We start from the raw sequence: 21,020 nt of genomic DNA on the forward strand, positions 1-21,020 counted from the left end.
AATTCGCCGGCGCCTGTCGGCAATGTGACTGGACCGGCCGCCGAACGGCATTATTTTCGGACAAGCAATCCGAAAGGGAAGACCATGCCCGGTGTCGCGGCCCTCGCACGGCGGACTGTCCTTGCGCTAACCTTCGTGTTTGGCGCCGCCGAAGCCGCCCCCCTGGAAACGACGGTCGGCAGGCTCGGAATCGATACCGTTGCGGAGGGGTTCCGCGAGCCCTGGTCGCTGGCTTTCCTGCCCGATGGCGGATTTCTCGTCACCGAGCGCGAGGGACGGCTGACGCGGATCGGCCCCGGCGGCGCGGCCGTGCGGGTCGGCGGCGTGCCGAAGGTTCGGGCCGAAGGGCAGGGCGGGCTCTTTGACATCCTCGTGCCGCGCGATTTCGGGAAAAGCGGCGAGGTGCTCCTCAGTTTCGCGCGACCCCAGGGCCGGGGGGCGGGAACCGCGGTGGTGGCGGCGCGGCTCGGGCCGGACCGGCTCGACGGTCTGCGGATCCTTTGGGAAATGCCGGCGGGCTCCTCCGGCGGGCGGCATTTCGGCGGACGGCTGGCCGAGGCGCCGGACGGTGCGATCTTCCTCACCATCGGCGAGCGCGGCGCATTCGATCCGGCGCAGGATCTGGACATGCTGCACGGCAAGATCATCCGCATCACCCGCAATGGCGCCGCCGCCCCCGGCAACCCGTTCCCCGACGGCGCGGGCGGCGTGATCTGGAGCTATGGCCACCGCAACCCGCAGGGCCTCGCCTTCGATGAGCGGGGCAGGCTCTGGGCCTCGGAACACGGTGCGCGGGGCGGCGACGAGATCAACCTGATCGAGCGTGGTGCCAACTACGGCTGGCCGGAGATCGCCTACGGTCGCCACTACAGCGGATTGAAGATCGGCCGCGGCACCTCGGCGCCCGGAATGGAGCAGCCGAAGCATTACTGGGATCCCTCGATCGCGCCCTCGGGGCACATGATCTATTCGGGCAAGCTCTGGCCCGGCTGGCGCGGCCATCACTTCGTCGGCAGTCTCAAGTTCGACTACATCGCCCGGCTCGACCCCGAGGCGGGCTGGGCCGAGGAGGCGCTGAAGACGGACGAGACCGCCCGCGTCCGCGACATCCGCGAGGCGCCGGACGGCACGATCTGGTTCCTCTCCGTCGACCGCGGCGCCGTCTACCGGATCCGCCCGGAATGACGCGGGTCAGATCGACAGGCGTGGGGTGGCCACGTTCGGCGTGCCATGCGAGCCGCGCTCGCGGTAGGGCGTGGTCTTGTAATGCGCCCGGTAGCATTTGGAGAAATGCGAGGGGCTCGCGAAGCCGCAGGCCAGCGCGACGTTGATCACGCTCATGTCGGTCTGCATCAGGAGGTTGCGCGCCTTTTGCAGCCTCAGCTCCATGTAATACCGCTTGGGCGACCGGTTGAGGTAGCGCCGGAAGAGCCGCTCGAGCTGGCGCGTCGACATGCCGACATCCTCGGCAAGGTCCGCCGGGCTGATCGGGTCCTCGATGTTCTGCTCCATCATCTGGATGACCTGGCTGAGCTTCGGATGCCGGACCCCGATCCGGGTCGGGATCGACAGCCGCTGGGTATCCTGGTCGGTGCGGATCGAGGAATAGATGAGCTGGTCGGCCACTGTGTTGGCGACATCCTCGCCATGGTCCTGGGCCACGATCTTCAGCATCATGTCGATCGAGGCGGTGCCGCCCGCCGTCGACATCCGGTTGCCGTCGACGACGAAGACCGACTTCGTCAGCTTCACCTCCTCGAACTCCTCGAGGAAGCTGTCCTGGTTCTCCCAGTGGATCGTCGCGCGCTTGCCGTCGAGCAGCCCGGCCTTGGCGACGGTGTAAGCGCCGGTGCAAAGCCCGCCGATCGGCACGCCGCGCCGCGCCTCGCGCCGCAGCCAGTTGAGGATCGGCTTGGTCGTCGCGGACTGCACGTCGATGCCGCCGCAGACGAGAATCGTGTCCTCGCGGTCGATCTCTTCGAGCCCCATGTCGAGCTTGAAGGCCGCGCCGTTCGAGCAGGTGCTGAATTCGCCGCCCTCGCCGGCCAGGACCCAGGTGTAGGCCTCGCGCCCCAAGACACGGTTGGCGATGCGCAGCGGCTCGATCGCACCGGCGAAGGAGAGCATGGTGAAACGGTTCAGCAACAGGAACACGAAGCGCCGTTGCCGGAGCGTGCTGTCCGCCTCTTTCTTGCCCTTCACGGGAGCGACCGGCATAATGCGACCCATCGTTGTCGTTTTGCGCATAAAAATCACTATTGCAGGTTCCCCGCAAGCAACATTTGCGACCATAACGGTTTGCAGGGACGCGGTCGCTTGAGTATAAGCCGCCCGTTGACGGCACTGCTTTCAGGAGAGTTGAGATGACCAAGGGCTGGACCAAATCCGACTGGCGCGCCAAGCCGCGGGTGCAGATGCCCGACTATCCGGATCAGGCCGCTCTGAACGCCGTCGAGGCGCAGATCGCCGCCTATCCGCCGCTGGTCTTCGCCGGTGAGGCGCGCAAGCTCAAGCGCGCGCTCGGCGAGGTGAGCCAGGGCCGCGCCTTCCTGCTTCAGGGCGGCGACTGCGCCGAGAGCTTCGCCGAGTTCTCGGCCGACAATATCCGCGACACGTTCAAGGTGCTGTTGCAGATGGCGATCGTGCTGACCTGGGGCGCGAAGCTCCCGGTGGTCAAGATCGGCCGCGTCGCCGGCCAGTTCGCCAAGCCGCGCTCGGCCGCTACCGAGACGCTGGAGGGGGTGGAACTGCCCTCCTACCGTGGCGACATCATCAACGGCTTCGACTTCACCGCGGATGCGCGGGTGCCCGACCCGGCGCGGATGCTGCAGGCCTATACTCAGGCCGCGGCCTCGCTGAACCTCTTGCGCGCCTTCTCCACCGGCGGTTTCGCCGATATGCACCGGGTCCAGAGCTGGATCGCGGGCTTCACCGACGAAGACGAGGCCAAGCGCTACCGCGAGGTGGCGACGCGGATCCAGGACGCGATGGACTTCATGGCTGCCGCGGGTGTGACCTCGGACACCGTCCATGCGATGGCGGCGGTCGATTTCTACACTAGCCACGAGGCGCTGCTTCTCGAATACGAAGAGGCGCTCTGCCGGATCGACTCGACCTCCGGACTGCCGGTCGCGGGCTCGGGCCACATGATCTGGATCGGCGACCGCACCCGGCAGCCTGACGGCGCCCATGTCGAGTTCTGCCGCGGCGTGCAGAACCCGATCGGACTCAAGTGCGGCCCGTCGCTCACCTCGGACGACCTCAAGGTGCTTCTGAAGAAGCTCAATCCGGAGAACGAGGCCGGCCGCCTGACCCTCATCGCGCGCTTTGGCGCGGGCAAGGTCGGCGATCACCTGCCGCGCCTGATCCGGGCGGTCGAGGAGGAGGGCGCCAAGGTCGTCTGGACCTGCGACCCGATGCACGGCAACACGATCAAGGCCGCCTCGGGCTACAAGACCCGGCCCTTCGACAGCGTTCTGCGCGAGGTCAGGGAGTTCTTCGCGGTCCACAAGACCGAGGGCACCATCCCTGGTGGCGTGCATTTCGAGATGACCGGCAAGGACGTGACCGAATGCACCGGCGGCGTGCGCGCGGTGACGGACGAGGACCTCTCGGACCGCTACCACACCGCCTGCGACCCGCGGCTCAATGCCTCGCAATCGCTGGAACTGGCCTTCCTCGTCGCCGAGGAGCTGCAGGGCCGCCGCGCGATGCAGAAGGCGGCCGGGATGTAACCGGCCGCTCCATCGCTGGTTTTCTGAAACGGCCCTTCGGGGCCGTTTTCATTTATCGGTGACGATGAGCCGGAGGTGGCTGCGGCCCGGCTCCGGCGCTGCGTCGCGAAACGGGAGCGTGGGCTCGGCAAAACCGGTCGCTGCCACCGTGCCGCGGCTGGGCGAGGGCAGTCCGGGCGCGATCGGGGTGATGCTGCGGGCGCCGATCTCGAACCGGCGCGGGGCGCGGCCCAGCGCTCCCTCTGCCATCAGGCAACCGAGCGCCCGGCTGATATCGCCGAGATCGCTCTTCAGGGGCAGGATGAGGAGCCGCGCCTCCATCGGCGGGCGGCCGAGGCCGGTCTCGGCCGTGAGCGTCATCTCGGCGGTGCTCGGGGCCGAGAACACCCGGTCAAGGATCGATGCGACCTCGGCGCGGGCCTTCGGCGTGAAGAAGGCGGTCAGCGGCATGCCGCGCACCTCCATCCCCATGAGGCTGTTCAGATGCATTCCGGCCAGCCGGAACCGTGCCACGCCCGGTGCGATCCGCTCCAGCACGAAGGTGTATTCGAGCGCGCGTTCGATCCCGCGGGGATCGACCTCGGACCGGCAGGGAACCTGGCGCCCGTCGCGCAGCGCCTCCCAATAGGCTTGAACCTCAGAAATGCACGGAAATCTCATATTCCTGCGATATCCCGATATCGGAACGATGTTGTCCCGAGGATGCCCCGTCACGTCCACGTCAAACCCTCCGCACCGGCACTTGCCAATACTCCGGCGCGCGCCGCGTTGTGGCGGCGGTCAGGTTTTGTTAACCCTAGGACCGGAATGCTTACCCAAGTCTTAATTTAGCGCGTTTCGCGGCGGTCGGGGGGACAAAAGTCTTAAATGGTTAATTCGCAATTGGTGTCGATGACCGGCTTTTCCGTCCGCCGCGGCGAGGGCTGCGGCTATGGATGGGCCTGGGAAATCCGATCGGTCAACGGCAAGGGGTTCGACCTGCGGCTCCGGCTGCCGGACTGGATCGAGGGGCTGGAGCCGGCGGTGCGGGCAGCGGTTGCGCGGGTGGCGAGCCGCGGCAACATCACGCTGTCGCTGAAGCTGGCACGCGACGGCGGCGGCGAGGCGCTGCGGGTCAATCCCGCCGGGCTCGACGCCGCACTCGCGGCACTCGCGCTGGTGCGGGCGAAGTCCGAGGCGGCGGGGCTTCCCGTGGCCGATCCGAGCGCGGTCGAGATCCTTGCCCTCCGCGGCGTGACCGACCAGGGCGGCGAGGCGGAGGAGACCGGGCCGCTCCGGGACGCGCTTCTCGCGGATCTCCCGCCGCTTCTGGATGATTTCGCAGCGGTGCGCGCCGCCGAGGGCACAGCGCTGGCCGGGGTGATCGAGAGCCGCATCGACAGGATCGAGGCGCTGATCGCCGAGGCGGCCACTGCCGCCGAGGCGCGGCGGCCCGAGATGGAGCGGGCGCTTTCCGACAACCTCGCGCGGGTGATGGCCGGCGCAGCCGAGGCCGATCCGGCGCGGGTGGCGCAGGAACTGGCGGTTCTGGTCGTCAAGGCTGACGTCAGCGAGGAGATCGACCGGCTCATTGCCCATGTCGCGGCGGCGCGGGCGCTTATGGCGGAGCCGGGCGCGGTCGGCAGGAAACTCGACTTTCTCATGCAAGAGTTCATGCGCGAGGCGAACACGCTCTGCTCGAAATCCGGAAATGCCGGGCTGACCCGGATCGGGCTTGACCTCAAGACCGTCATCGACCAGATGCGCGAGCAGGTTCAGAACGTGGAATGACCATGAAGCGCAAGGGTTTGCTCATTATTCTCTCGTCGCCCTCCGGCGCCGGGAAATCGACGCTGGCGCGGCGGCTGATGGCATGGGACCAATCCCTGCGCTTCTCGGTCTCCGCCACGACCCGCGCGCCGCGCCCAGGCGAGGAAGATGGGCGGGAATACTACTTCCGATCGCGGCCTGAATTCGAGGCGATGGTCGAGGCCGGCGAGATGCTCGAACATGCCGAGGTCTTCGGCAATCTCTACGGTTCGCCCAGGGCGCCCGTCGAGACGGCGATGGCCGAGGGGCGCGATACGATCTTCGACATCGACTGGCAGGGCGGCCAGCAGATCCGCAACTCGGCACTTGGACGCGACGTCGTCTCGATCTTCGTGCTGCCGCCGTCGATCGCCGAGCTGGAGCACCGGCTCAGGTCGCGGGCGCAGGACAGCGACGAGGTTATCGCGGGCCGCATGGCCAAGTCCGAAGCCGAGATCAGCCATTGGGCGGAATACGACTACGTTCTGATCAACGAGGATATCGACCGCGCTGAATCCGAGCTCAAGACGATCCTCACGGCCGAGCGGATGCGCCGTGACCGCCAGCCGGATCTGGCGGAGTTCGTCCGCGGCCTCAACCGGGAGTTTGCTGCAAGATGATCTACGAACTCGATGGAATCGTGCCGGAAATCGGCGAGGACGCCTGGGTCGCGCCGGACGCGAACCTGATCGGCAAGGTGGTGCTGGAGGCGGGCGCCAATGTCTGGTTCGGCTCCACGCTGCGCGGCGACAACGAGGAGGTCCGCGTCGGAAGCGGTTCCAACATCCAGGAGAACTGCGTCCTGCACACCGACATGGGTTTCCCGCTGGTGATCGGCGCGGACTGCACCATCGGCCACAAGGCGATGCTGCACGGCTGCATCATCGGCGAGGGCTCGCTGATCGGGATGGGCGCGACCGTGCTGAACGGCGCGAAGATCGGCAAGGGCTGCCTGATCGGCGCCGGTGCGCTCATCACCGAGGGCAAGGAGATCCCTGACGGCAGCCTCGTGATGGGGGCTCCGGGCAAGGTTGTGCGCGAACTCGACGCGGCGGCGCGGGCGAAGCTCATCGCCTCGGCGGCGCATTACCGCGCCAACGCGGCGCGCTACCGCGCGGGCCTGCGCGCGATCTGAGCCGGGTCAGAACCGGGCCGGCTCCGCGACCACCAGAAGGTCGAAGTCGATTCCCGCGCAGGCGCCGCGGACCTCGGCCGTGACCTCGGCCGGGCAGGGGATCGGCCCGGTCACGGCGCGCAGGGCGCCGCCATAGCCGAAGGCTGCGAGGCGTCGTGCGAGATCGAGGATATCGATCCCCGGCCCGATGAGCGGCGTGATCACCACGTCCGGCATCACCTGCGCGAGCGCGCGGAGGTCAAAGGTCTCGGAGCCGATGCTGACGGTACTGAGCCGCCCGAGTCCGGGCAGGCTGGAGGCGAGATCTTGCGGTAGATCGACCAGCAGGGCGCGGATCGCGCCCGCTCCGATCTCTGCCTGTTCGTCGTGTCGTGCCGCCCCCATGACATCCTGCTTGCCCGGTTCGCCTGTCGGAAGGCCGATGCGAACGATTCTCAGCTCCTCATCTATCCTGTCCCTGCGACCGAGGAAACCTCCGCGGAGATTTACAATGGATGCGCGCTGGCTCAGGGTGCGGCTCCGGTTCGGGCAAGGGGGCGAAGGCGATGCGCAAGGAAGAAATCGGAACGGTCCTTGACGGGGTGCCGATGGCGCTGGTGCTGGCCGGGCCGGACCAGCGCGTCGTGGCCGCCAACGAGGCGGCGACCGCGCTGTTCGGCGCCGCGATGGTCGGCCGGCCCTGCAACGCCTTCCTGCGGCATCCGGATTTCCTCGGCGGTCTCGAGGCGAGCCTCGGCGCACGGCGCCGTTCTACCGCCCGCATCCTCCATGCCGGGGCGGGCCGCGAGACCCATCTTGAGGTGACGTTCAGCCCGATGCCGGTCGAGAACCGCTCCGGCACGCTGATCGCCTTCGAGGATCTCACCGCCTTCGAGCAGGCCGGCGCGATGCGCCGCGATTTCGTCGCCAATGTCAGCCATGAGTTACGCACGCCTCTGACCGCGCTCGTCGGCTTCATCGAGACCCTGCGCGGCGCGGCGCGCGACGACGCGGGCGCGCGCGAGAGGTTCCTCACGATCATGGAGCGCGAGGCCGGCCGCATGATCCGGCTCGTCAACGACCTCCTGTCGCTCAGCCGGGTCGAGGCCGAAGAGCGGCGCCGGCCCTCCGACGAGGTCGAGATCCTCGGCCTTCTCGGCAGCGCGCTGGCGAGCCACAAGGACGCGGCTGCGGCGACCGGCGTGACCCTGCGGCTCGAACCCTGTCCGGGTCCGGTGAAGCTCAGGGCCGATGCCGACCAGTTGACCCAGGTCTTCCACAACCTCATCGAGAACGCGTTGAAATATGGCGCCTCCGGCAAGGAGGTGACGGTGCGGGTGTCGCGGATCGAGCGCGAGCCGGTGCTGCGCGGCCCGGCCGTGCAGATCGAGGTCATCGACCGCGGCGAGGGAATCGATCCCCTGCACCTGCCGCGCCTGACCGAGCGGTTTTATCGGGTCGATACCCACCGGAGTCGCGAAAAGGGCGGAACCGGGCTTGGTCTCGCGATTGTAAAACACATCGTTAACCGTCACCGCGGCCGGTTGCGGATCGAGAGCGAACTCGGAAAAGGTAGCAGATTCATGGTGATACTGCCGTCCGGCTAGCGATTTCCAATGCGCGGACCTGTCGCGGCCGTCATAAAACTGTTACTGAAGCGTCACAAAAGCATAGCGGCACGCTTCTACACGGGCGGCGAGGTCGTCATGGGGCGGCCGCAAGTGACTTGCAGGAGAATGCAATGGCTTCCGTGAAATTCACCGTCTCGGCTCTCGCGCTGGCTGCCGCCGCGACCGCGGCCGACGCCCGCGACCAGCTCCAGATCGCCGGCTCCTCGACGGTTCTGCCGTATTCCACCATCGTCGCCGAGCTCTTCGGCGAGAACTTCGACTTCCCGACCCCGGTCGTCGAGGGTGGCGGTTCGGGTGCTGGCCGCAAGAAGCTCTGCGAAGGCGTGGGCGAGACCACGATCGACATCGCCAACTCCTCGAGCCGCATCAAGCAGTCGGACATCGACCTGTGCACCACCAACGGCGTGACCGAGATCATGGAAGTCCGCATCGGCTATGACGGCATCGTCTTCGCCTCGGACATCAACGGCCCGGAATTCGCCTTCACGCCCGCCGACTGGTTCAGCGCGCTCGCGGCCGAGGTCGTGGTCGACGGCGCAGTCGTCGCCAACCCGAACAAGAGCTGGACCGATATCCGCGCCGACCTGCCCGCGCAGGACATCCTCGCCTTCGTCCCGGGCACCAAGCACGGCACCCGCGAAGTCTTCGACGAGAAGGTGATCCTCGCCGGCTGCGAGGCCACGGGCGCTTTCGAGGCATTCAAGACCGTCGCGGGCGGCGATGAGGACGCGGCCGAGGAGAAGTGCATGGCGCTTCGGACCGACGGCGTGTCGGTCGACATCGACGGCGACTACACCGAGACGCTGGCCCGCGTGGACGCGAACAAGAACGGTATCGGCGTGTTCGGCCTTTCGTTCTACCAGAACAACACCGACAAGCTCGTCGTCGCGACGATGGACGGCGTTGTCCCGACCGTCGAGGCGATCGCGACCGGCGACTACCCGGTCTCGCGCCCGCTCTACTTCTACGTCAAGACGGCGCATCTCGGCGTGATCCCGGGCCTGCAGGAGTACATCGACTTCTTCGTCTCGGACGACGTCGCCGGCCCGGACGGCCCGCTCGCCGAATACGGCCTCGTGTCGGATCCGGAACTGGCCGCGACCCAGGAAATGGTTGCCGCCGGCACGCCGATGGCGCCGTTGAACTGATCTCCAGCCTTGCGGGCGGCGCGATTGACGCCGCCCGTTCCTTCACTCGGAACCTCCCATGAACATTGCCGTCCTCGTCCTGATCGTGCTGGCCATCTCCGCGGCGGGCTACGTGCTGGGCCGTCACCGTGCGCTGTCCGACGCGCAAGGCGACCGTCGCAACCTCCACTCGCTCATCGGCTATTACGGCCAGACGGTGTTCCTCTTCGCCTCGGTTCCGGCGCTTTTTCTGCTCGCCGTTTGGCTGTTCCTGCAGCCGATGCTGATCGAGGCGCGGGTGGGCGCGATGATCCAGCCCTCCGACATCCCCGAGGGCGGATCGGCCACCCTGGTGATGAGCGACGTGCGCCGTCTCGCCGAGGGGCTCGATGCCGCGATCGCGTCAGGTGCGGTTACTGAAGAAGCGCTCGCCGGTTTACAGGCTGGTGACGCCGAGCTCGGCAGCCTCCTGAGTGACGCGGGCGTCGCGCTCGGCGCCGAATTGCGGCCGAACGTGCTTGAGGCGGCGAAGGCCTACCGGTCGGAGAGCCATGGCGCGCGGCTGGCGCTGACCGCGGCGGTGATCGCGGTGTCGCTCGTGGGGGCGCTTCTGTCGTTGCGCCGCGTCTCGCCGGAGTACCGCGCGCGGAACGTCTTCGAACGCTTCGTCCTCGCCGCGCTGATCGCCTCGTCGCTGGTCGCGGTGCTGACCACCGCGGGCATCATCGCTTCGCTCCTCTTCGAGTCGATCCATTTCTTCCAGCTCTACCCGGCCAAGGACTTCTTCCTGAGCCTGACCTGGAACCCGCAGTTCCGCGGCGGCTCCGACCTGGGCATCTGGCCGCTTCTCTGGGGAACGCTCTACGTCTCCTTCGTGGCGCTGATCTTCGCGGTGCCGGTCGGGCTGCTGATCGCGATCTACCTGTCGGAATACGCCTCCAAGCGGCTGCGCACCTTTGCCAAGCCTGCGATCGAGATTCTCGCCGGCATCCCGACCATCGTCTACGGTCTCTTCGCGCTGATCACGGTCGGCCCGCTCCTGCGGGACTACTTCGCCCAGCCGCTCGGGCTCGGCACGTCCTCGGCCTCGGTGATGACGGCGGGTCTCGTCATGGGGATCATGCTCATACCGTTCGTATCCTCGCTGTCGGATGACATCATCAACGCGGTGCCGCAATCGCTGCGCGACGGTTCCTTCGCGATCGGCGCGACGCAGTCCGAAACCGTGCGCCAGGTGATCCTGCCGGCCGCATTGCCAGGCATCGTCGGCGCGATCCTTCTCGCCGCGAGCCGGGCGATTGGCGAGACGATGATCGTCGTCATGGGGGCAGGGGCCGCGGCCAAGCTTGACCTCAACCCGTTCCAGGCGATGACCACGATCACCGTCAAGATCGTCAGCCAGCTTACCGGCGACACCGAGTTCGCCTCGCCCGAGACGCTTGTCGCCTTCGCGCTCGGGATGATGCTCTTCCTCTTCACGCTGGTGCTGAACGTGCTCGCACTCGTCGTCGTGCGCAAATACCGGGAACAGTACGAATGACCGACGCCTCCCTTCCGACCACGCCGCACCGCGGTTCGCTGATTGAGGTCGACGCCCGCACCCGCCGCCGCAACGCGGCCGAGAAGCGCTTCCGCCTCTACGGCCTCGTCGCGCTCGGGATCGGCCTCGCGGCGCTGGTGATCCTGCTCACCTCGGTCCTCTCCAACGGTGTCAGCGCCTTCCGCCAGACCTCGCTCGTGCTCGAGATGAACCTCGACGCGGCCGTGCTCGACAAGAAGGGCAACCGCGATCCCGAGGAGATGAAGAAGGTCACCACGATCGGCTACGGCAAGCTCATCGACAAGGCGCTGAAGGAAGCCGTCGCCGCGAAGGGGATCGCGATCGAGGGGCTGACCGACAAGGACGTCGCCAACATGATCTCCAAGGAGGCGGCGGCACAGGTGCGCGAGCGGGTGCTCTCCAATCCGGATCTCGTCGGCGAGACGGTGACGGTCAAGGTGCTCGCCAACGGCCGGATCGACGGCTACCTCAAGGGCCGAGTGACGATGCAGAGCGCCGAGCGCGACAGCAACGTGACGCCGAACCAGCTTCGACTCGCCGATGCGCTGATGGCCGAGGGGCTGCTCGTCAAGGCCTTCAACTGGGACTTCATCACCGGCCCGGACGCCTCGGAGCTTCGCCCCGAAGCCTCGGGGCTCGGCGTCGCGATCCTCGGCTCGGCCTACATGATGATCATCGTTCTGGTCCTGTCGCTGCCGATCGGCGTCGCCGCCTCGATCTATCTGGAGGAATTCGCGCCGAAGAACCGCTGGACCGACCTCATCGAGGTCAACATCTCGAACCTCGCGGCGGTGCCGTCGATCGTCTTCGGGATCCTCGGTCTCGCAATCTTCATCAACTTCGCAGGTCTGCCGCAATCGGCGCCCATCGTCGGCGGGCTGGTGCTGACGCTGATGACGCTGCCCCGGATCATTATCCCGACCCGCGCGGCACTCGGCGCGGTGCCGCCCTCGATCCGCGAGGCGGCCCTCGGGGTCGGCGCCTCGAAGATGCAGACGATCTTTCACCACGTGCTGCCCTTGGCGATGCCCGGCATCCTGACCGGCATGATCATCGGACTTGCCCAGGCGCTCGGCGAGACCGCGCCGCTTCTCCTGATCGGCATGGTCGCCTTCGTGCGCGACTTCCCGGCCGCGCCGCCCGAGGGCTTCTTCGATCCTGCCGCGGCGCTGCCGGTGCAGGTCTACAACTGGACACAACGCGCCGATCCCGGCTTTGCCGAGCGGGCCTCGGGTGCGATCATCGTTCTGCTGGTGTTCCTGCTGGTGATGAACGCGGTCGCGATCCTGCTGCGCAACCGATTTGAACGGCGGTGGTAAGAATGGCGGAGACTCAAACCATGGAAGACATGCGACTGGCCGACCGCACCGCGTCGGCGCGCGAGAACAAGATCACCGCCCGCGGCGTGCAGGTCTATTACGGCACCAACCACGCGATCAAGGACGTCGATGTCGACATCGCCGACCGCACCGTCACGGCCTTCATCGGTCCGTCGGGCTGCGGCAAGTCGACCTTCCTGCGCTGCCTCAACCGGATGAACGACACGATCCCGATCTGCCGAGTCGAGGGGCGGATCGAGATCGACGGCGAGGACATCTACGACAAGCGCGTCGATCCGGTGCAGCTCAGGGCCCGCGTCGGCATGGTGTTCCAGAAGCCGAACCCGTTCCCGAAGTCGATCTACGACAACGTCGCCTACGGGCCGCGCATCCACGGCCTGACCCGCAACCGCGCCGAGCTTGACGAGGTCGTCGAGAAGTCGCTGCGCCGCGCCGCCTTGTGGAACGAGGTCAAGGACCGGCTGACCTCGCCCGGCACCGGGCTTTCGGGCGGCCAGCAGCAGCGGCTCTGCATCGCCCGCGCGGTCGCGACCTCGCCGGAGGTGCTCCTGATGGACGAGCCCTGCTCGGCTCTCGACCCGATCGCGACGGCGCAGGTCGAGGAACTGATCGACGAATTGCGCGAGAATTTCTCGGTGGTGATCGTGACCCACTCGATGCAGCAGGCCGCCCGCGTCAGTCAGCGCACGGCCTTCTTCCACCTCGGCAATCTCGTCGAGTTCGGCGAGACCGGCCAGATATTCACCAACCCGCGTGATCCGCGCACCGAAGCCTATATCACCGGCCGGATCGGCTGAGGGAGACCGACATGAGCGAACAGCACATCCTGCGCGCCTTCGACCGCGATCTGGAGGCCGTCCAAGGACTCGTCATGCGCATGGGCGGCATGGTCGAGACCGCGATCCTCGACGCCGCCGAGGCGCTCGCCGCACGCGACGAGGACATGGCCGAGAAGGTGCGGGCCGGCGACAAGGCGATCGACGCGCTCGAGGAGAAGATCAACGAGGAGACGGCGCGCCTGATCGCGCTGCGCGCGCCGGCCGCGTCGGACCTGCGCACCGCGCTCTCGGTGCTGAAGATCGCCTCGAGCCTGGAGCGGGTAGGGGACTTTGCCAAGAACATGGCGAAACGCACCACGGTTCTTAGCCAGATGCACGACATTCCCGGCGCCGGCGGCGCGCTCAAGCGGATGTCGAAGGCGGTGGTGCAGATGCTGTCTGATGCGCTCGATGCCTACAATTCGCGCGACGTGGCGCTGGCCGAGGACGTGCGCGCGCGCGATCGCGAGGTCGACCAGATGTACACCGCGCTGTTCCGCGAGTTCCTCACCCACATGATGGAGGATCCGCGCAACATCACGCCCTGCATGCACCTGCACTTCATCGCCAAGAATATCGAGCGGATGGGCGACCATGCCACGACGATCTCCGAGCAGGTGATCTACCTCGTCACGGGCGCCATGCCGGAGGAAAGCCGGCCGAAGGCGGACAGCGTGACCACGGCCGGCATCGAAGGGAAGTGAGATGCAGGCGCCGAGCGTATTGGTGGTCGAGGACGAGCCCGCACAGCGCGAGGTTCTGATCTACAATCTCGAGGCCGAGGGCTTCCGCGTCGCCCAGGCCGACAACGGCGAGGAGGCGCTGCTTCTCGTGGCCGAGGAGGCGCCCGACCTGATCGTGCTCGACTGGATGTTGCCCAACGTTTCGGGGATCGAGGTCTGCCGGCGGCTGAAGTCGCGGCCCGAGACGCGGGCCGTGCCGATCATCATGCTCTCGGCGCGCTCCGAGGAAGTCGATCTCGTGCGCGGGCTCGAGACCGGGGCCGACGACTACATGGTCAAGCCCTATTCGGTCGTCGAACTGATGGCGCGGGTGCGCACCCAACTGCGCCGCACGCGGCCCGCGGTCCTGGGCGAGACGCTGGAATACGCGGACATCACGCTCGATGCCGAGACCCATCGGGTGCACCGCGACGGCAAGGCGCTGAAGCTCGGCCCGACCGAGTTCCGGCTGCTGGCGACCTTCATGGAAAAGCCCGGCCGGGTCTGGAGTCGCGACCAGCTACTCGACCGGGTCTGGGGGCGCGAGATCTATGTCGACACCCGCACCGTCGACGTGCATGTCGGGCGGCTGCGGAAGGCACTCTGCGCCCAGGGCGGCGAAGATCCGATCCGCACGGTGCGCGGCGCGGGCTACGCGCTCGGCTGAGGCCGGGCCTCAGCGCCCGGCGCCGTCGTCGCCGAAGCGGGAGTCGTCGTCGTATTCATCCTCGCCCTCGGGCAGGTACTTGCCCGAGAGCCGGATCGAATGGTCGTCGTGGCGGGGATCCATGACCACGTCGGAAGGAAGCTCGCCGGACAGCCAGTCACGGATTTCCTCGCGCGCGTCGGAGGGTTCCTGTCCGGTCAGTTCGGCGACATAGGCGATGAAGGCGCGCTGATCGCCGTCGATTTCCTCAAGCTCGGTTTCGTCGGCGTCGGGCCATTTGTCGAGGATCGCGTCAAAGAACGCAGACCAGTTTTCCTGAACATGATGCCATTTCATCGCGGATGCTCCGCCGGGAATTGTTGTTTTTTCCAGTCTGCACCCGATCGCTCAGTCAGAAAAGAGCTTCGGCAGAGAAAACGCCGCGAGCGTGGCGCCGGCCAACTGGGCCAGGACGAAGGCGAGGATGTGGGCGGGGTCGATGCCGGCGAAGGTGTCCGTGAGCCCGCGCGCGATGGTCACGGCCGGGTTAGCGAAACTCGTCGAGGCAGTGAACCAGTAGGCGCCGGCAATGTAGGTGCCGACCAGCGCCGGCACCTGGGCCGGGGCGTGGCGCAGCCCGCCGAGGATCGCGAAGAGAAGGCCGAAGGTGGCGATGACCTCGGCCAGCCACTGCGCGCCGCCGGTGCGTGCGGTCGTTGAAACCTGCAGGATTTCGAGGTCGAACATCGCGTGGGCGAGCCAGACCCCGACGATCCCGCCGGCGACCTGCACGGCGGCATAGGCGGCGGCCTCGGCCGGGGCGATCCGGCGCATCAGCGCGAAGGCGAGCGTCACGGCGGGGTTGAAATGCGCCCCCGATACCGGGCCGAGCACGGTGATCAGCACATAGAGCGCGCAGCCGGTCGGGATCGCGTTGGCAAGGAGCGCGAAGCCGGTATTCCCGCCCGAAAGCGTTTCGGCCATGATCCCCGAGCCGACGACGGCGATGAGCAGGAAGGCGGTGCCGAGCGCCTCGGCGACAAGTCGTCGGGTCATCAGAGCGTTCCGATCCGGGTAAGCTCGGCCGAGAGCGCGGCGCGGTCCATGCTTTCGAACGGCAAGGCGAGAAGGAGATGGGCCCGCGCCGAGAGGATGTCCCAGGCCTCGGCGAAGGCGGCGGGCTGGTCGGGTTCGGCCGCGGCGGCCGGATCCTCGACGCCCCAATGGGCGCGGAGCGGCGCGCCCGGCCACATCGGGCAGGTCTCGCCTGCGGCCGAGCCGCAGACCGTCAGCACCATGTCCATCGCGGGAGCCTCGGGGCCGGCAAATTCGTCCCAGCTCTTCGAGCGCAGGCCGGAGATGTCGATGCCCTTGCTGTCAAGGAGCCGCAGGGATTGCGGATGGACCCGGCCCGCGGGGCGCGATCCGGCGGAGAAGGCGCGGGCGCGGCCCGCGCCGTCACGGTTCAGGATCGCTTCGAGCAGGATCGAGCGCGCGGAGTTGCCGGTACAGAGGACGAGTATGTTCATGCCCGCCCTCTAGCGTGCGAGTGTAACGGTTCTGCGAAGTGGAGAGGTTTCAGAACCAGCTCTGCACGGTGCGGGCGCCGCCCGAGACATCTTCGCCGACACCGGCCACGGTGTTGCAGGCCGCCAGCGCCAGAAGGACGGTGAGCAGGGCAATCTTCTTCATCGGGTCATTCCTCATACCACCAGGTTTCGGGCTGGAAGCCCGGCCAGTCGCCGTATAGCGGAATTCGCTCGGGGTAGTGAAGATGCGCCGAATGGGCGATGCGCGAGACCTTGGAGAACCAGACCGGGATCACGTAGCGCCCCGCCGTCAGAACCCGGTCGAGCGCCCGGGTCGCAGAGATGAAATCCTCCTGGCTGCGGCTTTCAACCATCGCCTTGATCATCGCCTCGGCCGCCGGCGCGTTCATGCCCATCCAGTTACGGCTGCCGGGTTCGGTGACCCCCTTAGCGCCCCAGTAAAGGTATTGCTCGTTGCCGGGGCTGAGCGACAGGGCGCGCGTGTACCAGGCCATGCCGAACTCGTAGTTGTTCGTACGCTCCTTGTACTGGGCGCTGTCGACCACGGTCACGCGCGGGAAGATGCCAAGGTTCTTAAGCGCCTCGACATAGATGTCGACGACGGTCTGGGTCTCGGTCGCACCGGCGGCGAGAAGGATCTCGAACTCGAAGGGTGCGCCTTCGGCGTTCTTCAGAACGCCGTCCTCTACGGTCCAGCCGGCCTCCTCCAGAAGCGCCACGGCCTTCCTGTGCGACTTGCGGTCGAGCGCGCGGTCGGCGCTTCCCTCGGGCAGCGCGTAGCCCTCGATCGTGCCGGGCGGCAGTTCGGTGGCGAAGGGGGCGAGCAGTTCGGCCACCTTGCCCTCGGCCGGGCCGGCGCCCATGCCGAGCACCGAGTTCGAGTAGTACGAGCTGATGCGCGGTTCGGTGCCGCCATTCATGGTCTGGTTGATGAACTCGAAATTGAAGGCGAGGATCATCGCCTCGCGCACCCGCCAGTCGGCAAAGACCGGCAGGCGGGTGTTCATGACAAGGCCGGTGATGCCCGAGGGCCGCTGGTTCGGAATTTCCGACTTCACCACCTCGCCGGATGTCACGGCCGCGAAGTCGTATTGGCTCGCCCATTTGGCCGCGTTGTATTCGCGCTGGCTCGTGGTCTCGCCGGCGGTGAAGGCCTGAAGCACAATGTCCCCGTCGCCGAAATAGTCGTAGCGGATCTCGTCGAAATTGTTCTGGCCTTTGTTGAAGGCGAGATCCTTGCCCCAGTAGTCGGGGTTGCGCTTGAAGCTGATGAAGCGGCCGGGCTCGAAGGCGTCGACAACATAGGGGCCTGAGCCCACCGGCACGTCGAGCGAACTGGCGGTGAAGTCCTTGCCCTCCCACTGCGCCTTCTTCAGGATCGGCCGCATCCCCATCAGAAGGGCAAGCTCGCGGTCGGCGGTATCGAAGGTGAAGCGGACTGAATGCTCGCCGGTCTGTTCCATCTTCGCAACCTTGGACCAGGCGGTCTGGTAGCGCGGGTGGCCGGTCGTGCCGAGCGTCTCGTAGCTCCACATCACGTCCTCGATCGTGACCGGGCTGCCGTCGGAGAACCGCGCCTCGGGGCGCAGCGTGAACTCGACCCAGGTCCGGTCCTCGTCGGTCTCGACCGATTCGGCCAGGAGGCCGTAGAGCGTGAAGGGCTCGTCGATTGAACGGCCCATAAGCGTCTCGACCGTGTGGAGCCCGAGACCCCAGGGAGCCGTGCCCTTGAGGATGAATGGGTTGAGTGAATCGAAACCGCCCGGTTCGCCGAAGAGGATACTTCCCCCTTTCGGAGCCTCCGGGTTCACATAAGGAAGCGACACAAAATCAGGTGGCAGGGCAGGACGGCCATACATAGCTATGCCGTGCTGCGGCTCTGCTGCGGCGATCGGCGCGGCGATCGGCGAAGCGGCCATAAGCGCGGTGAGGCACGCAGCCTGTCCAAGCCGGGTGAAGAAATACGTTCTCATTTGGTCGACAATCCCAACTGCTCTTGTTCGTTAGGCGCAGACGCTAGCCGTGCTTTCCTGCCTTTTCAAACTTTTAGCTTGGCCGTGGGCGAAGGACCGCGTATAAAGAATGCACTGCTCGATAGGTTTCTTGCCTGTATGAAACCTGCCTCAACAACTTAACGCCCGCCTTGCGCGGGCGTTTTTTTGTTGGCTTTGCGGCTACCCCGTCAACGGCATGAACGCGGTCGTCCGTTCAAGAGAATCGGTTTCACCGGCGGGCCGGAAAAACAGCCCTGCCCCCTGTTCTTTGCGCGCGCAGCATGTAGTCTTGCTGCACCGCAATGAAAACGAGGCGCATCATGAACCTTTCGGGAAAGACCGCGATCATCACCGGATCGAATTCCGGCATCGGGCTTGGCGTCGCGCGCGAACTGGCGCGGGCCGGTGCCGATGTGGTGCTGAATTCCTTCACCGACCGCGATGAGGACCATGCGCTGGCCGCCGAGCTTGGCAAGGAGTTCGGGGTCCGGGGACGCTACATCAAGGCCGACATGTCGAAAGGCGACGAGTGCCGGGCGCTGGTCGAACAGGCCGGCGATTGTGACATCCTCGTCAACAATGCCGGGATCCAGCATGTCGCGCCGGTCGACGAGTTCCCGACGGAGAAGTGGGACGCGATCCTCGCGATCAACCTCAGCTCGGCCTTCCACACGACCGCGGCGGCGCTGCCGGGGATGCGGGCGAAGGGCTGGGGCAGGGTGGTCAACATCGCCTCGGCGCATGGGCTGACCGCCTCGCCGTTCAAGTCGGCCTACATCGCCGCGAAGCACGGCGTGGTCGGCCTGTCGAAGACCGTGGCGCTCGAGACCGCGGGGCAGGGGATCACCTGCAACGCGATCTGCCCCGGCTACGTTCTGACGCCGCTCATCGAGTCGCAGATCCCCGGCCAGATGAAGGTCCACAACATGGACCGCGAGACGGTGATCCGGGAGGTCATGCTGCTGCGCCAGCCCTCGCGCCAGTTCGCGACCGTCGAGGAGATCGGCGGCACCACGGTGTTCCTGTGTTCGGACGCCGCCGCACAGATCACCGGCACGACGATCTCGGTGGACGGCGGCTGGACCGCGCTCTGATCGATAACCGACCCGGGGCGCGCGGCTGCGGGTACTGAAGCGCGTTGTGCATACGGAACGGAGAGGGCGGGCGATGACGATCCGGCGGATCAATCTCGCGCTGCAGGGCGGCGGCGCGCATGGCGCCTTCACCTGGGGCGTGCTCGACAGGCTCCTGGAAGAGGAGATGATCGAGATCGCCGGGATCTCGGGAACCTCGGCAGGCGCATTGAACGGCGCGGCGCTGAAGGCGGGGTTGGCGATGGGTGGTCGCGAGGGCGCCCGCGCCAATCTCGACTGGCTCTGGTCCCAGGTCGGCGCCGTCGGCGACATGCGGTTGTCGGGATGGTTCCGCGCCTTCCTCCCGGTCTCGACCCTATGGGAGGACATGACCGAGCGCTTCACGCCGTTCTCGCCGGCCGAGACCTTCACGCGCCTGTTCAGCCCCTATGATTACGGCCCGTTCTACGTCAACCCGCTGGCGCGGGTGGTCGAGCGGTTCCGCTACGATCTGGTCTGCGCGGCCACCGGGCCGGCGCTCTTCGTCGCCGCGACCAATGTCCGGACCGGCAAGATCGCGGTCTTTTCGGGCGAGGCGATCTCGACCGAGGCGATCCTCGCATCGGCGGCCCTGCCGACGCTGTTCCAAGCGGTCGAGGTGGCCGATCCCGAGACCGGCGCCGTCGAGGCCTACTGGGACGGCGGCTACACCGGCAATCCGGCGCTGTTTCCGCTCTTCGACCCCGGACTTCCCGACGACATCGTGGTCGTGAGCATCAACCCGCTGCGGCGCGAGGCGGTCCCGCGGTCCTCGCAGGACATTCTCGACCGCATCAACGAGATCAGCTTCAATTCCTCGCTTCTCAGGGAGTTCCGGGCGATCAATTTCGTGAAGGAACTGATCGCGGCGGGAAAGGTCGAACCGGGCGCGATGAAGGACGTGCTGGTGCACGTGATCGCCGACGACACTCTTATGAACCGCCTGAACGCGCGTTCCAAGCTCGCCCCCTCGCCGGCGCTGTTTTGGGAGCTGAAGGCGGCCGGGCGCGCGGCGGCGGCGGCATTTCTCGAGCGCGACGGCGCACGCCTCAACCGCGAGAGCAGCGTCGACCTCGCGGGCTTCATCGCCTGAGCGCGACCGCGCGTCCGGACCATCTCTCCACGGCACCGTTCACTGGGCGGCGATCTGGGGCTTTTCCTTGTCCTTGTCCTTGCCGTTGGGATAGACGAGCCCGGCCGAGATCACCAGCTTCGCGGCATCCTCGACCGACATGTCGAGGAAGGATACGTCGCGTTTCGGCACGTAGAGCAGGAAGCCAGAGGTCGGGTTCGGCGTCGTCGGCAGGAACACCGTCATCACCTCGTCGTCGGGCAGCCGCGCGAGGATCTCGCCCTTGGCCGCGGTCGAGACGAAGCCGATCGCCCAGATGCCGGGACGCGGGTATTCGATCAGGCAGGCCTTGTCGAACTTCGACTCGGTCTGCGAAAAGACCGTCTCGGCGACCTGCTTGACGCCGCTGTAGACCGAGCGCACGACCGGCATCCGATCGACGAGGCCCTCGCCCCAGCCGATCAGCGAGCGGCCGATCAGCCCCTTGGCGATCCAGCCGACGAAGACCGTGAAGAGCAGGAAGACGACGACGCCGACGCCGCGGACGTTGATCGCGGTATCCTCCCCGAGGATGTCCTTGATGAAGCGGTCGGGCTGGTACTGGTCGGGCACGAAGGGCAGCACCCAGCTGTCGATCCAGCCGGTCACCGTCCAGATCAGCCACAGCGTCAGCCCCACGGGCGCCACGACCACGAGGCCCGTCAGGAAATTGGCACGGAGCCGAGCGAGAATGCCCCGCCGCCGCGGCGGATGGATGATGCCGTGTTCGTGGCCGTCGTGATCTGGCTTCATCGTCAGCGCTTCCCGTTCC

At 66.8% G+C, this 21,020-nt stretch carries 23 protein-coding genes; 14 read left to right on the top strand and 9 right to left on the bottom strand.

Annotation, left to right across the window (positions count from 1 at the left end):
• The first annotated feature begins 84 nt into the window (after nucleotides 1-84).
• Nucleotides 85-1,185: a PQQ-dependent sugar dehydrogenase gene (locus OEZ60_RS02280; RefSeq protein ID WP_263332812.1), complete on the top strand. Its 1,101-nt coding sequence runs from the start codon at nucleotides 85-87 to the stop codon at nucleotides 1,183-1,185.
• A 6-nt stretch (nucleotides 1,186-1,191) separates the two neighbouring features.
• On the opposite strand, the gene OEZ60_RS02285 is transcribed toward OEZ60_RS02280, so the two are convergent.
• Nucleotides 1,192-2,217, bottom strand: coding sequence for a GlxA family transcriptional regulator (locus OEZ60_RS02285; RefSeq protein ID WP_263332814.1), 1,026 nt, complete (start codon nucleotides 2,215-2,217; stop codon nucleotides 1,192-1,194).
• Nucleotides 2,218-2,363: 146 nt separating this feature from the next.
• Here OEZ60_RS02285 and OEZ60_RS02290 point away from each other — a divergent pair, with 146 nt between their 5' ends.
• Nucleotides 2,364-3,734, top strand: a complete 1,371-nt coding sequence (locus tag OEZ60_RS02290) for a class II 3-deoxy-7-phosphoheptulonate synthase (RefSeq protein ID WP_263332816.1) — start codon at nucleotides 2,364-2,366, stop codon at nucleotides 3,732-3,734.
• 48 nt (nucleotides 3,735-3,782) lie between these two features.
• On the opposite strand, the gene OEZ60_RS02295 is transcribed toward OEZ60_RS02290, so the two are convergent.
• Entirely contained in the window at nucleotides 3,783-4,394 is a 612-nt protein-coding gene (locus OEZ60_RS02295) for a PAS domain-containing protein (RefSeq protein WP_263332818.1), read from the bottom strand.
• Nucleotides 4,395-4,625: 231 nt separating this feature from the next.
• Between OEZ60_RS02295 and OEZ60_RS02300 the strand changes: the two genes are divergently transcribed.
• Genes OEZ60_RS02300 through OEZ60_RS02310 form a run of 3 tightly spaced genes read left to right on the top strand, consistent with a single transcriptional unit; the run spans nucleotide 4,626 to nucleotide 6,657 of the window.
• The gene (locus OEZ60_RS02300; RefSeq protein ID WP_263332820.1) at nucleotides 4,626-5,504 is read left to right on the top strand and encodes a YicC/YloC family endoribonuclease; all 879 of its coding nucleotides are present in this window, start codon (nucleotides 4,626-4,628) and stop codon (nucleotides 5,502-5,504) included.
• A 2-nt stretch (nucleotides 5,505-5,506) separates the two neighbouring features.
• Entirely contained in the window at nucleotides 5,507-6,142 is a 636-nt protein-coding gene (gmk, locus tag OEZ60_RS02305) for a guanylate kinase (RefSeq protein ID WP_263333240.1), read from the top strand.
• Nucleotides 6,139-6,657 (top strand): gamma carbonic anhydrase family protein, encoded by a 519-nt coding sequence (locus OEZ60_RS02310; protein WP_263332823.1) that lies wholly within the window; start codon nucleotides 6,139-6,141, stop codon nucleotides 6,655-6,657. The genes gmk and OEZ60_RS02310 overlap by 4 nt, the downstream gene beginning before the upstream one ends.
• A 6-nt stretch (nucleotides 6,658-6,663) precedes the next feature.
• On the opposite strand, the gene OEZ60_RS02315 is transcribed toward OEZ60_RS02310, so the two are convergent.
• Entirely contained in the window at nucleotides 6,664-7,041 is a 378-nt protein-coding gene (locus tag OEZ60_RS02315) for a hypothetical protein (protein ID WP_263332825.1), read from the bottom strand.
• Between the two features lie 161 nt (nucleotides 7,042-7,202).
• On the opposite strand from OEZ60_RS02315, the gene OEZ60_RS02320 reads away from it, so the two are divergent.
• From OEZ60_RS02320 to phoB, 7 genes are all read left to right on the top strand, one after another.
• On the top strand, nucleotides 7,203-8,243 hold the full coding sequence (locus tag OEZ60_RS02320) for an ATP-binding protein (protein ID WP_263332827.1): 1,041 nt from the start codon (nucleotides 7,203-7,205) through the stop codon (nucleotides 8,241-8,243).
• Between the two features lie 134 nt (nucleotides 8,244-8,377).
• On the top strand, nucleotides 8,378-9,415 hold the full coding sequence (locus tag OEZ60_RS02325) for a substrate-binding domain-containing protein (RefSeq protein WP_263332829.1): 1,038 nt from the start codon (nucleotides 8,378-8,380) through the stop codon (nucleotides 9,413-9,415).
• Between the two features lie 58 nt (nucleotides 9,416-9,473).
• Nucleotides 9,474-10,934, top strand: coding sequence for a phosphate ABC transporter permease subunit PstC (gene pstC, locus OEZ60_RS02330; protein ID WP_263332831.1), 1,461 nt, complete (start codon nucleotides 9,474-9,476; stop codon nucleotides 10,932-10,934).
• The gene (gene pstA / locus OEZ60_RS02335; RefSeq protein ID WP_263332833.1) at nucleotides 10,931-12,274 is read left to right on the top strand and encodes a phosphate ABC transporter permease PstA; all 1,344 of its coding nucleotides are present in this window, start codon (nucleotides 10,931-10,933) and stop codon (nucleotides 12,272-12,274) included. Before pstC ends, pstA begins: the two co-directional genes overlap by 4 nt.
• Before the next feature lie 20 nt (nucleotides 12,275-12,294).
• Nucleotides 12,295-13,092, top strand: coding sequence for a phosphate ABC transporter ATP-binding protein PstB (gene pstB, locus OEZ60_RS02340; protein ID WP_263332835.1), 798 nt, complete (start codon nucleotides 12,295-12,297; stop codon nucleotides 13,090-13,092).
• Between the two features lie 11 nt (nucleotides 13,093-13,103).
• Nucleotides 13,104-13,817, top strand: coding sequence for a phosphate signaling complex protein PhoU (gene phoU, locus OEZ60_RS02345; RefSeq protein WP_263332836.1), 714 nt, complete (start codon nucleotides 13,104-13,106; stop codon nucleotides 13,815-13,817).
• A gap of 1 nt (nucleotide 13,818) precedes the next feature.
• Entirely contained in the window at nucleotides 13,819-14,502 is a 684-nt protein-coding gene (gene phoB, locus OEZ60_RS02350; RefSeq protein ID WP_263332838.1) for a phosphate regulon transcriptional regulator PhoB, read from the top strand.
• Between the two features lie 9 nt (nucleotides 14,503-14,511).
• Here the strand turns inward: phoB and OEZ60_RS02355 are convergent, their stop codons facing one another.
• The 5 genes from OEZ60_RS02355 to OEZ60_RS02375 are packed head-to-tail and all read right to left on the bottom strand — an operon-like array spanning nucleotide 14,512 to nucleotide 18,004.
• Nucleotides 14,512-14,838, bottom strand: coding sequence for a hypothetical protein (locus OEZ60_RS02355; RefSeq protein WP_263332841.1), 327 nt, complete (start codon nucleotides 14,836-14,838; stop codon nucleotides 14,512-14,514).
• Nucleotides 14,839-14,889: 51 nt separating this feature from the next.
• Nucleotides 14,890-15,540: an aquaporin gene (locus OEZ60_RS02360; RefSeq protein ID WP_263333242.1), complete on the bottom strand. Its 651-nt coding sequence runs from the start codon at nucleotides 15,538-15,540 to the stop codon at nucleotides 14,890-14,892.
• Complete coding sequence (locus OEZ60_RS02365) at nucleotides 15,537-16,010, bottom strand: arsenate reductase ArsC (protein ID WP_263332843.1); 474 nt, start codon at nucleotides 16,008-16,010, stop codon at nucleotides 15,537-15,539. Before OEZ60_RS02365 ends, OEZ60_RS02360 begins: the two co-directional genes overlap by 4 nt.
• Nucleotides 16,011-16,059: 49 nt before the next feature.
• Nucleotides 16,060-16,173: an entericidin EcnA/B family protein gene (locus OEZ60_RS02370; RefSeq protein ID WP_263332845.1), complete on the bottom strand. Its 114-nt coding sequence runs from the start codon at nucleotides 16,171-16,173 to the stop codon at nucleotides 16,060-16,062.
• 4 nt (nucleotides 16,174-16,177) lie between these two features.
• Nucleotides 16,178-18,004, bottom strand: a complete 1,827-nt coding sequence (locus tag OEZ60_RS02375) for an extracellular solute-binding protein (protein ID WP_263332848.1) — start codon at nucleotides 18,002-18,004, stop codon at nucleotides 16,178-16,180.
• 341 nt (nucleotides 18,005-18,345) lie between these two features.
• Between OEZ60_RS02375 and OEZ60_RS02380 the strand changes: the two genes are divergently transcribed.
• A complete protein-coding gene (locus tag OEZ60_RS02380; RefSeq protein WP_263332850.1) occupies nucleotides 18,346-19,119 on the top strand; it encodes a 3-hydroxybutyrate dehydrogenase in 774 nt (257 codons plus the stop codon).
• Nucleotides 19,120-19,192: 73 nt separating this feature from the next.
• Nucleotides 19,193-20,230 carry a patatin-like phospholipase family protein gene (locus OEZ60_RS02385; protein ID WP_263332852.1) on the top strand — a complete coding sequence of 346 codons (1,038 nt, stop codon included), beginning with the start codon at nucleotides 19,193-19,195 and terminating at the stop codon, nucleotides 20,228-20,230.
• A gap of 39 nt (nucleotides 20,231-20,269) precedes the next feature.
• On the opposite strand, the gene OEZ60_RS02390 is transcribed toward OEZ60_RS02385, so the two are convergent.
• Nucleotides 20,270-21,001: a DUF502 domain-containing protein gene (locus OEZ60_RS02390; RefSeq protein WP_263332854.1), complete on the bottom strand. Its 732-nt coding sequence runs from the start codon at nucleotides 20,999-21,001 to the stop codon at nucleotides 20,270-20,272.
• Nucleotides 21,002-21,020: the final 19 nt, after the last annotated feature.

Origin of the sequence: Albidovulum salinarum (assembly GCF_025673475.1) — a bacterium.
Lineage (GTDB): Bacteria > Pseudomonadota > Alphaproteobacteria > Rhodobacterales > Rhodobacteraceae > Albidovulum > Albidovulum salinarum.